This is a genomic window from Gemmatimonadota bacterium, assembly GCA_030747075.1.
GTDB lineage: Bacteria > ARS69 > ARS69 > ARS69 > ARS69 > ARS69.
This window is the reverse complement of sequence record JASLLL010000024.1, coordinates 1-11262: the sequence shown is the minus strand read 5'-3', so window position 1 is coordinate 11262 and position 11262 is coordinate 1. Positions and strand designations below refer to the sequence as shown.

The 11262-nt window shown below is 68.1% G+C and carries 9 protein-coding genes; all 9 read right to left on the bottom strand.

The window, feature by feature from the left end; translation table 11 throughout:
• Positions 1–8: 8 nt before the first annotated feature.
• Positions 9–1052 (bottom strand): tRNA (adenosine(37)-N6)-threonylcarbamoyltransferase complex transferase subunit TsaD, encoded by a 1044-nt coding sequence (gene tsaD, locus QF819_08215; GenBank protein ID MDP6803143.1) that lies wholly within the window; start codon positions 1050–1052, stop codon positions 9–11.
• Positions 1049–2125, bottom strand: coding sequence for a YbbR-like domain-containing protein (locus QF819_08210; protein ID MDP6803142.1), 1077 nt, complete (start codon positions 2123–2125; stop codon positions 1049–1051). Before QF819_08210 ends, tsaD begins: the two co-directional genes overlap by 4 nt.
• Before the next feature lie 90 nt (positions 2126–2215).
• Positions 2216–2884 (bottom strand): hypothetical protein, encoded by a 669-nt coding sequence (locus QF819_08205; GenBank protein ID MDP6803141.1) that lies wholly within the window; start codon positions 2882–2884, stop codon positions 2216–2218.
• Positions 2881–4206 (bottom strand): hypothetical protein, encoded by a 1326-nt coding sequence (locus QF819_08200; protein ID MDP6803140.1) that lies wholly within the window; start codon positions 4204–4206, stop codon positions 2881–2883. Before QF819_08200 ends, QF819_08205 begins: the two co-directional genes overlap by 4 nt.
• A complete protein-coding gene (gene holA, locus QF819_08195) occupies positions 4203–5321 on the bottom strand; it encodes a DNA polymerase III subunit delta (GenBank protein MDP6803139.1) in 1119 nt (372 codons plus the stop codon). Before holA ends, QF819_08200 begins: the two co-directional genes overlap by 4 nt.
• Positions 5294–6547: a flavodoxin-dependent (E)-4-hydroxy-3-methylbut-2-enyl-diphosphate synthase gene (ispG, locus tag QF819_08190; protein ID MDP6803138.1), complete on the bottom strand. Its 1254-nt coding sequence runs from the start codon at positions 6545–6547 to the stop codon at positions 5294–5296. Before ispG ends, holA begins: the two co-directional genes overlap by 28 nt.
• A 77-nt stretch (positions 6548–6624) precedes the next feature.
• Positions 6625–7938: an N-acetylmuramoyl-L-alanine amidase gene (locus QF819_08185; GenBank protein MDP6803137.1), complete on the bottom strand. Its 1314-nt coding sequence runs from the start codon at positions 7936–7938 to the stop codon at positions 6625–6627.
• A gap of 76 nt (positions 7939–8014) precedes the next feature.
• Positions 8015–9955 carry an ABC-F family ATP-binding cassette domain-containing protein gene (locus tag QF819_08180; protein ID MDP6803136.1) on the bottom strand — a complete coding sequence of 647 codons (1941 nt, stop codon included), beginning with the start codon at positions 9953–9955 and terminating at the stop codon, positions 8015–8017.
• Positions 9956–9976: 21 nt separating this feature from the next.
• Positions 9977–10939, bottom strand: a complete 963-nt coding sequence (locus QF819_08175; GenBank protein ID MDP6803135.1) for a peptidoglycan DD-metalloendopeptidase family protein — start codon at positions 10937–10939, stop codon at positions 9977–9979.
• Positions 10940–11262: the final 323 nt, after the last annotated feature.

Here is an 11262-nt window from a genome sequence, read left to right as displayed (position 1 = left end):
GAGCCGGGTCAGGAGGCGCGGCGCTTCGGGCGGCGGGGAGCGCGATTGGGAACAAACGCCAGCGGCAGATTGGGGTCTGCGTCCAGGGTGGTCTCGTCGCGTTCTCCACGGTCCAGACGCCGTTTTCCGGCGAAGGCGATCATCGCGGCGTTGTCGCCACACCATTCCATCCGGGGGGCCACAAACCGCAACCGGCGAGACGCGCAGGCCGCCTCCAGCGCACCCCGAAGCGCGGCATTCGCCGCCACCCCCCCGGCCACGGCGACCGACGGCACTTCTTCGCGACGCGCGGCCTCCATCGTCTTCTCCACCAGCACGGAGACGACCGCCGCCTGAAACGACGCGGCCACATCCCGCGACTGCGGCTGATTCTTGAGCGCGGGTTCCGCGTCCAGCGCCATCCGGACCGCCGTCTTCACTCCGGAGAAGCTGAAGTCGAGGCTGCCGCGCTCCAGACGCGCCTGCGGGAAGTCGAAGGCGCGCGGGTCTCCGCTCGACGCGAGTTTCTCCAGCGGCCCTCCGCCCGGATACCCGAGGCCGAGCATCACCGACACCTTGTCGAAGGCCTCGCCTGCCGCGTCATCCCGCGTACGCCCCAAAACGCGCAACGGTTCATCCGGGTGCACGCGCACCAGAATCGTATGCCCCCCCGACGCCACCAGTACCACCGCGGGCGCGGGCAGAGACGGATCTTCCAGGAACGGAGAGAGCGCATGCCCCTCCAGATGGTTCACCCCGACGAACGGAATCCCGCGCGCGGAGGCAAACGCCTTGGCGGCCTGAAGCCCCACGAGAAGCGAACCGACCAGTCCAGGCCCGGCGGTCACGGCGACACCCGTCAGGTCGGAGATCTCCGCGCCCGCGTCGGAGAGCGCCTGTCGTATCACCGGCACGAGGTGTTTCGTGTGTTCGCGGGAGGCAATCTCCGGGACGACACCACGGTAGAGTTCGTGAACGCGCTGGGAGGCGACCACGCTGGACACCACACAACCCTGCGCGTCCAGAAGGGCGGCCGCCGTTTCGTCGCAGGATGTCTCGATCCCGAGAATCACGGTGCCGCGTCCTCCGCCGACACCGTGTCCGGCGCGGCGCGGCCCACGGACAGCGTGAGGGTGGAAGGCCGGACCTCCGCCACGCTCACGCCGGGAGGCAGCGGCAGGATCACCTGAACCGGACCGGTCACGACGGACCCTGCTGGCGAATCCGGGTCGGCGGACGGGCGCGTGGTGTTCTCCGGCACCAGCGCCAGCGCTTCGCCTTCGCGTTCGGTCGCGAAGACAAACTGGCCCGCCCCTTCCCGCCATGCTCCGGCGCGGAGCAGGACGCGGGAGAGGCTCTCCGCCGTCACTTCCACGAGACTCCGCGCTCCCGTGAGCACCAGAGCGACTTCGGGCGGTTCACAGGACAGGACCATCCCCGGCGGCAACTCTCCCGCAAAGTGTGCCGCGACGGAAGCGACCTCCTGCCGCACGATCGGTTCAATGGTGATCCCGACTTCCGCGGATTCAGGCGTCACTTCCACGGTCGACCCTTCCGGCCCCTTCAGCGCGACGCGCCGCCGAAGCGTGTTGCGGGCCCCTTCCAGCGAAACCTCTTCGGTGGTGAGCAGCGCGACGGGATCCACCAGACGGCGCGGCCCACGCACGCGCGCGACCGTGGGATTGACGAAGGTCTTGCCGACCCGCACATGTCCCTCTTCGGGAACACCGGTGACGGAAGCGTGAATGGGAATGTCGCGGATGACCGTTTCGTCGAACTCCATGGCGATGCTTCGCGGTTCGAGGATCTCCACGCGCGTCACGGCGACATCGTCGGGGAGGATCATGTTCCCGCCGGTCACGACCACGGAGTTGTGCCCCACCTGCGCCGCCGCCAGATCCACCCGACAGAACGCGCCGCGCAATCGGTACGCCAGAAACCGCCCCTTGGCGCGAACGCGCGTGCGCACTTCTTCCGGCAGTTGGTCCAGCGGTGTGATCTTCTCCGAAAGATCCGCATATCGGATGGGGAAGACGATGTCCTTCTCGAACTCGATCTGATTCGTCACACCCAGCCAGAGCGCCAGTGCCATCACGAGAGAGAGGAGCTTCGGTCCCAGTCGATGAGTCAGCCGCTTCCAGCGCAACGGGCGTGGTCCTTTCTGTCCAAGTGAGAGCGCGACACCTGCCGCGATGTTAGCCCCTGATTCCCGGGCCGACAACCGCCGGTCCGGACGCTATTCCGGCGATCCCCCCGGGAGATTCTCGGGAAGCGCGTCGCCGAGCGCCTCTTCGGCGCGCCGGATCGCCTTGTCGCGGAGAATGCCGACATCGGGGAGATCCCCCGGGCCCTCCGCGTGGATGTGCGCGATCTCGGCCTCTGAATACGCCAGCAGAACTTCGCGAAGCCGGGCTTCCAGTTCCAGAAGCGGCGATTCGTCCACCAGCGGTCGCTTCCAGGTGGCGCTGGACTTGAGGCGCGTGGTGTCGTCGATCACGATGTCCACGGACGCCGTCTTCGTCCATCCGGGCGGATCGACTCGGGAATCCTCCTCCGCCCGCAGATTGTCCAGCGGCAAGTCCTTCACCCGTTGCCAGACGGCCGCGTACTCGGTTGCGGTCATCGTCGAACTCACCGGAACAGACGCCATCCCCACGCGCACACTCCCCCGGACACGAACGACATCTCCCTTCAGTTGAAAGAGCTCTATCTCCAGACTCTCCCGATCCAACCCCGCGCCGCGGCTCTCTCGAAACCGCAGGAACGACGCCTCGGGCACTCCGCGAACTGCGGGAGGCGCCATCGTGTCGGCAACTTTCGCTTCCCGCGAACCCTCGTGTTCGCACCCGGTCAGGAGAAGGACCGCCAGGGACGCTGACACCAGAACCGGGAATGTGCGTTTCATGAGGTCTCCTTCGCGGGGGTGGGGAGTTCCATGAAGACGGCCTCGACCGCCAGACGCGACTCGACGCCGCGTTCGATATCCTCACGGGCCTCTCCGACGCGATCGAAGAGCCTGCTCCACTCCCCGGCCGGGATACGGAGGGTCAGGCGGCGTGCTTCGTCCGGTGCCATGCCGCTGCCGGGCACGAACCCCGGAACGCTTCGCGCGAGCACCATGTCGCGGCATCCGACCGCAAGCAGTTCCAGAAAGAGCGACGCGTCCCGACGGATGTCATCGCGGTCGCGCCCCTTGCCGCTGTTCGGGAAGACGCGCGTCCCGATGATCGACAGCGCCGTACCCGCCCGGCCCTCCGCGATGGCTTGCAGCACTTCGGTCACGCCCTCGCTGCGCCGGGAGATGTCCAGATCGCGCAGTTCCAGCGCACGCCGGACGCTCCCCTCGGACATCGACGCAAGAAGGGCCGCATCCTCCGGGCCAACACCCTGCGTCCCGGCCAGGAACTCCCGCAGCACCCCCTCGCGGATGGAGCCGAACACGATCCGTGCGCAGCGCGAGAGCGTGGTGGGAAGAAGCGACAGCGGTTCCGAAGTCACCAGAATGAGGAGCGTCCCCGGGGGTGGTTCCTCCAGCGTCTTCAGGAACGCATTCTCCGCTTCGACCGACATGGTGTGCGCGTCGTCGAGCACGGCCACTCTCCGCGCGCCGTTGGCGGTCGTCGCCAGAAGCGATGCGACCGTGCGGAAGTACGCACCGTCGCCGCGCCCGTGAATCAGGTCGATCCCAATGCGGCGGCGATACCAGGTGATGGCCGTTCCGGGCGAAAAGAGCCGCCGGGCCACTTCCGCGGTTCGTGGCGGCAACTTGCGCGCCTTCTCGAGACCGGCCAGTCCCTTCTCCAGGATCTCCGCGAACGGAATGCCCTTTCGTCCGGTGAACCGCGCGGGGTCTCGCCGGATAAGGTCGATGACCCCCTCGCCCCGTGCCGCAGACACGCCTTCGATCCACCCGTCCGCAGTCAGACGCGTATAGGCTTTGAGAAGATCCTCTTCCTCAAAGCCATCGCCCAGAAGGTCCGCGCGGCGCACCGGGAGCGGACGGGCAAGGTCGGCGTAGAGCAGGTACCGGTCGTCCGCGCGACGATCGAAGCGGGCGGCGGCCTCCGGGTCCCCCGCCGTGAGGAACTCCCGCGCGAAGGCTTCGGCGGCCGTCCGCTTGCCGACGCCCTCCGGCCCGGCGAAAAGAAGCGCGTGCGGGAGGCGGTCCGCCGAGGCGGCGGCGCGGAGTGTTTCGAGAACGCTCTCCTGCCCCAGCAGAGTGCTCACGCGACCGACCCTTCCATGGCGCAGAGATCCAGTATGAGTTCCTCCAGAACTTCCCGGGGGCCGGTCAGCGTGCCTGTTTTCGCCTCCCGGTCCGCCCGGCGCAGACGGGAGACCATGCGGCGCAGGTCCTCCAGACGATAATCGGTCGCCGCCTCGAACCGCTTGAACGACGCATAGGGGTGAATCCCCGTGACATCGTCCGCGCCCTTGCCGAACTCTCCGGTCTCGAAGGTGGACGCGATGCGCGACCGGAACCCGGCGGGGTCGCGAAACGCGGGTCGGCCGGCACGCTCCCACAGAAGGCGCGCCTGCAGGAGATGGCGACCCTGCCGGACGAGCAGCGTGAGAAGCACCAACGGGTAGACGCCGGACGCCAGCAGGTCGGCGAGCAGTTCCATGGCGCGGGCGGAGTTTCCGCTCATGACGGCCCCGGTGATGTCCCAGACCGCATCTTCGCGCGTCTTGCCCACCAGCGACTCCAGGTGGACCGCGTCGATGGTGTCTTCCTTCCAGCGGAAGAGCACCGCCTTCTCCAGTTCCTCGGAGAGCGTTTCCATGTCCGGCCCGACGCGCTCCAGAAGAAGCGAAGCGCCCGCGCGGGTGAGTTTCTTCCCTTCGCGGGACGCGCGCGAACGAAGCCACTCGACAATGACATCCGGCTTCTGCGTGTTCAGTTCCAGCACGCTCCCGATCCGCGCCAGTCCCTTGAAACCCTTGCCGCGCTTGTCCACCTTGGCGGGATCCCCGGGCGCTCCGCCCGGCGCACTGAAGACGACGGCATTCCCGGCGGCCAGTCCCGTTTCAATCCCCGCGATCAGCGTGTCGGCCGCGCTCCCGGAGAGCAGGTGGGCGAAGTTGCGCACCACGGTGACCTGCGCGGACGCGAAGAGCGACATCTCCGTGAGCGGTTCCACAACATGGGCCGCGTCCTTTCCCTGCGCATCCACCCGCACCGTCTCCGCACTCAGAGCGGTGGTGAGCGCGTCGGTGAGGGCTTCGGTCGCGGTCCGCACAAGATACGACTCCGCGCCGAAGACAAGGTAGGTCGGCCGGGGGTTGCCTTCGCGGATTCCCGCCAGTTCGGACTTCAGTTCTCCGGCGCCGTCGATCGACACGATGCCTCCTCTCCCGCGTACTTCCGCGCCACATACTCCTCTACGATTCGCAGGAAGTCGTCCGCGATTCCTTCGCCCTGAAGCGTCGGGCCGGGGCGGCCGTCGATGAACACGGGCGCCTTCGGGTCTTCGCCGGTGCCGGGAAGCGAAATCCCGACATGCGCGTGCTTCGATTCTCCCGGGCCGTTCACGACGCACCCCATGACCGCCACGCGAAGATCCGCCGCGCCGGGATAGCACTCGCTCCATTCGCGCATGCGTTCCGTGAGGCGCTCCTCCACGCGGGCGGCGAGTTCCTGAAAGAGCGTGCTGGTCGTCCGGCCGCACCCCGGGCAGGCGGTGACGCGGGGCGTGAACCGGCGCAGGCCCAGCGCCTGAAGAACATGGCGACAGAGGCGCACTTCCTCTGCGCGATCCCCTCCGGGCGCGGGTGTCAGGCTGGCGCGGAGAGTGTCGCCGATTCCCTCCTGCAGGAGAATCGCCAGCGCGGAAACCGTGGCGGCCGACGCGGCGGCGCCCGGTCCCGCCTCGGTAAGCCCCAGATGAAGGGGAAGGTCGGTCGCGCGCGCCAGTCCGCGCGTGACGGCCACCAGTTCCTGCACGCCGGACATCTTCGCGGAGAGAACGATCCGGTCGTGGGGAAGGCCCAGCGATTCCGCCGCGCTCGCGGAACGCACGGCGCTTTCGATCATCGCCCGGGTGGTGACGGCAGACGCGGGCTCCGGCTTTGCGGCGCGAGCGTTCTTGTCCATGAGGTGCGCCAGAAGTTCCCCGTCCAGCGAACCCCCGTTCACACCGATCCGCACCGGCTTCCCGTGTTCGACCGCAACACGGATCATGGCGGAGAAGTTTTCGTCGCGGCGATCCCCCACCCCGACATTCCCCGGATTGATACGGTATTTCGCAAGCACCGCCGCGCACTTCGGAAACTCGGTGAGAAGCACATGGCCGTTGAAGTGAAAGTCTCCAACCAAAGGCGCGCGGACCCCCCGGTTCGCGAGCCGCGCCGCAATCTCCCCGACCGCCCGGGCCGCCGCCCGCGTGTTGACCGTGATGCGCACGATCTCCGACCCCGCGTCCACCAGCGCGGCAATCTGGTCGGCGGTCGCCTCCGCGTCGGCGGTGTCCGTGTTCGTCATCGACTGGATGACAATCGGGTGCGCCGATCCCACACGCACGCCGCCAATGCGAACGGTCGGCGTCGGGCGGCGGGTGGCGGGGGCCACGGCTTTTCTCCCGGGAAGTGGCGGTGCGCGTCGGGGCGGGAAGACCCGCGCAGTGTACAACGGGCGCGGCGGCCGGGCTATCCCCGGCGTACGCGGAGCTTCTGGCCCACAAGGATGCGGTCGCCGGAGAGCCGGTTCGCGGAGCGGAGCGCGGGGACGGTCATACCGTACTGCCGGGCGATTTCGGAGAGGGTGTCACCCCGGTGGACTTCATGGACCGCCCAGCCGCGTCGCGGCATCTCCACTTCCTCGCAATACCGCACAATCCCGTCGGCCAGCGCCCGTGCGTACTTCTCCCGATTCCGCGAAGACCGGAAGAAGCGTTCGTCGTGGCGGTTGGTGAGGAATCCGGCTTCCACAAGCACCGCTGGCACAAAGAGCTGCTTCAAGACGGCAAAGCCCGCCTGCTTCACGGCGCGAGTGGGAACACGGCTTCTCTGGTCCACGGAATCGGTCAGTATGGTCGCCAGCCGCTGGCTGCGGTCCACGGTGTCGTTCTGGCGCACATCCACGAGAATCCGCGTCAGGTCATCCGCCCGGGCGGGATCTCCCGGCGGCAGCCCGCCCACGAGGTCGGCGGAGTTCTCCACGGCCTCCAGTTCGCGGACGGCGTGCGTCGTCGCGCCCCTCATCGAAACGAAGTAGACCTCTGTCCCGCGCGCGGACCGGACCTGGGCCGCATTGAAGTGAATGCTGACGAAGAGGTCGGCCGCCGCATCCCGCGCGATGTCGCCGCGATTGGCAAGCGGCACGAAGTAGTCGCCGGTTCGCGTGAGCTTTGCGCGATACCCGGTGCGACCGTTGATCTCCGCCTGCAACTGCCGCGAAAGATCCAGCGCCAGCGTCTTTTCCTTCAGCCCGTCCGGGTTGTGCCTCCCGGGATCTTCCCCGCCGTGCCCGGGGTCGATCATCACGAGAAACCCGCCCGGGCCGTCGGCCGGTGGCGGACGCGGCGCCGGAACTTCCGCGCGGGGCGGGGCGGGTGGGGCGGCGCGCGTCACATCAATGACAATGCGATCCGGCTTGGAGTCGATCTTCGCCAGCGAAAAAACCCGGCAGGGGGACGGCTGTTCCAGGTCCACCACAACCTGCGCGGCGCCGCTTCGGGAGAGCGCGTTGAACCGAAGGCGCTTCACCAGGCCGTCGTTGACAGTGACGGCGTCCCGGGGAAACCGGAAGCGTGCCCGGGCAATATCCACCGCGAAGCGATCCGGGCCGGTCAGCGAACGATGCGTAAAGCGGGAGGGTCCGGCCAGATCGATCACGATGCGCGTATGGTCCGGCGCGGACCAGTGACGCACGGCCAGTACGCCCACCGCGGCACGCACGGGAGGTGGGGACGCAAGAAGCGCCACCGTCAGAAGAAGAAGTGGTGTCCGGCGTGGAATCATGGGCGGTCCCGAAGCAAGTGCGATGGGCGACAATACCACGCACGCCGCACAACCGGAATCAGCGAGTCCCGGGCCGTCAGCTCGACGCGCCCCCGAGCGATTCAAGACGCGTGCAGACCCGCTCCCACTCCTGAACGCGCCGCTCCAGGCGGGCCGCGACCTCTCGCTCTTCGGCACTGAGCCGGTGGAGTCGCTCCCAGTCGCCCGCCGGGTCTTCGGCCAGTTGCTCGTGGAGTTCGCCGGAGCGCGCCTCCAGCGCCTCGATGTTCCGCTCCAGCGCACCCTTCCTGTTGCGGAGTTTCTGCAGCTCGCTCCGCCGGCTGCGGGAAGCCTCCCGCGTCTGCGCACCCTTCGGCGGCGCGGCTTCTTCCGCCGGGGGGGGTGCTGTGGCCGATGCGGCCGCCTTCGCTCTCTCGGTCCATCGCGCACGGGCTCGCGAATAACATCCTTCGTGAAGCGCGGCCTTCCCGTCATCCACGAGAAGCGTCCGTGTCGTCACCGCGTCCAGGAAGTCCCGGTCGTGCGACACCACCAGCAGCGTGCCCTCGTACTCGGCCAGCGCGCGCTCCAGCACTTCCTGCGCGGGGATGTCCAGGTGGTTGGTCGGTTCGTCGAGAAGGAGGAGGTTGCACGGCACCAGCGAAAGCTTCAGCATGGCCAACCGGCACCGTTCCCCGCCGGAGAGTCCGCCCGCGGCGCGGTGGGCGTCGTCCCCGAGGAAGCGATACCGCCCCAGTGCGTTCCGCGCCTCCTCCGGCTTGAAGTCCGGCCGCACGGACTGGACCTCCTCGATGAGGGTTCGTTCATCGCGGATGCCTTCGAGCTTCTGATCCAGATACCCCGGACTCACGCGGTATCCGAGCTCGGCCAGGCCCGCAAGTGGACGAGCCTTGCCCAGAAGCACCTTCGCAAGGGTGGTCTTCCCCGCGCCGTTCGGCCCGACAATCCCGACTCGATCCCCCCGGTGCAGGGTCCAGTCCAGCCCCTCGATGAGCGGAGGCTGCCCGGCGTGCCCGACCGAGAGTCCCTTCGCCACAAAGGACTCGCGGCCGCCGGGGTGTTCCGCCGACGCAAAGCCGAACCCCAGGTTCCCGGCCGCCTCCCAGACATCTTCGGGGCGGGCCAGCTTGTCGATCTTCTCCAGCATCTTCCGGCGGGCCTGCGCCTGCTTGGTCTTCTGCCCGGCGATGTTCCGCCGTACGAAATCCTCCGTGGCGCGAACGCGTTCATTCTGCGCCACAAACTCCTTGAACGCGCGATCCAGCCGCGCCCTGCGGATCTTCCGATAATGATCATAGCCCCCGGGGTAACGCGCCGCGCCCCGATGCTCCACCTCCAGAATCGTGGTACAGGTGGCGCGAAGAAACGCGCGGTCATGCGAGACGAGAAGGAACGCGCCCGAGTACTCCGCAAGGCGGCGCTCCAGTCGTTCCGTCTGTGTCAGGTCGAGATGGTTTGTGGGTTCGTCCAGAAGGAGAAGTTCCGGGTTGCGCAACAGAACGCGCGCCAACTCGAAACGGGACCGTTCGCCGCCGGAGAGCGAACCGGCGCTCCGCGAGAGGTCTTCGGCCGTAAGGCCCACTTCCGCCGCGAGCGCTTCCGCGCGCGCTTCGAGCCCGTAGCCACCCAGCTCCTCAAAGCGGTACTGCGCCTCCCCGAATGCGTCCAGCGTCCCGGGGGAGTCGTCGCCGCCCTCCATGCGGAGTTGGACGGCGTCCAGCTTCGCGCGGGCCTCCAGAACCTCCGCAAAGGTCGCCAGAAGAAGGTCGTGGACGGACACATCGTCCGGGAACTCCTGAGACTGCCGAAGGTAGCCCACTTCCGTGCCGCGACGCACTGTGCGCACGCCGGTGTCGACGGGGAGCCTCCCGGCGAGGATCCGCAGGAGCGTGGACTTGCCGTGCCCGTTGGGGCCGACGACGCCCGTGTGCTCCCCCGGGTGGATCGCCAGCGTGAGATTCCGGAAGATGTCCTCGGCCGCGTAGCCGAAGGTGACGCCGGAGAGTGAGAGAAGCATGGCGGCCTCGGGAGACGGGCCTCAGCCGACGCGTGGGCCCCCGTCGAGAATGTATCGGCGCGGGTTGGTGTGCCGTCCGTTCACCTGGATTTCATAGTGGCAATGCGGCGAGGTCGAGCGGCCTGTGCTGCCCACTTCCGCGATGATGTCCCCACGGCGAACACGCTGGCCGACCTTGACGAGAAGCTTGCTGTTGTGCCCGTAGCGCGTCTTGATGCCGTTCCCGTGGTTGATCTCCACCAGAAGCCCCAGTGTCGAGTGGCGACTGGCACGCGACACGCGGCCATCCGCCGTGGCGTACACCGGCGTACCGGTCCACGCGCTCAGGTCCACACCCCGGTGCATGCTGCGCCGGCCGGTGAAGGGATCTTCGCGCATTCCGTAGCGGCTGGAGAACCACCCCCGGCGCACCGGCGAAATGGAGGGCGTGCTGGAGAGTTCGTCTTCGCGAGTGCGGAGTGCGCCGACCATCTCCCGGAAGTTGGCGGAGCGGAATGTGGCGCGGCGCTCCAGGTCGGCGAGGCGGTGGAGCGTCTCGCGAGCCATGACGAGGCCCGGTTCGCCGGAGTTCAGGTCACGCGACCCGGACAGGGCCAGAGGGCCCCCAACGCCGAGGCGGCGGACATCATCCGGGATCTGATCGAGGTTGGCGAGATTGCGGAACTCCCGCTCGATATCCGCGGCCTCTTCCATGCGGACCTCGAAGCTGCGGACCGTCTCCTGAACATCCATCAGCCGGGCGGTGAGACGGCTGTTTTCCGACTCCAGTTGGATGAGGTGGCTCTCCTCCACGGCGCCGCTCGTCCAGCCGAGAAACGCGGCGGTCCCGCCGCCCAGACCCGCGATGAGAAGCACGAGGACCATGGGGATGACGGCGGCCGGGAGGTTGAAGTGGCGGATGCCGCCCTCCGGGCCGTCGAGAACCATGACGGTGTAGCGCTTGCGAATCCAGCGCAGGAGGCCGGTCCTGGGTTGGTCGAGCAAGGTCTCCCCCCGGTGAAACGCCTGTAGGCGGTTCTGTGACCCTTGGCACTCAGCCCGGGGGACGCTACCGGGGGAGCCGTTGGGTGTCAAGGGGGGGGGGGGGGGGGGGGTTCGCGCCGGAGTCCGGGCGGACCCGCCCCCCGGGTGAGCGCGTGGCTGAGTGCCAAGGGACCAAGGGCCAAGCGCTCTGATGGCGCGAGCGCCATCAGAAGGCCAGCCTCATGGGCCGGAACCCAACGCTGCTGCCCGTGCCGCCCGGGTAGTCGCTGTACCGGTAGGCGGACCGGCAGCCCTGAGCGCCGCTGCCCCAGCTACCGCCACGG

Excerpts from the sequence above, each read along its gene's own strand:
- QF819_08205 (MDP6803141.1), bottom strand. The coding sequence starts at position 2,884 with ATGAAACGCACATTCCCGGTTCTGGTGTCAGCGTCCCTGGCGGTCCTT.
- QF819_08180 (MDP6803136.1), bottom strand. The coding sequence starts at position 9,955 with ATGCTTCTCTCACTCTCCGGCGTCACCTTCGGCTACGCGGCCGAGGAC.
- QF819_08185 (MDP6803137.1), bottom strand. The coding sequence starts at position 7,938 with ATGATTCCACGCCGGACACCACTTCTTCTTCTGACGGTGGCGCTTCTT.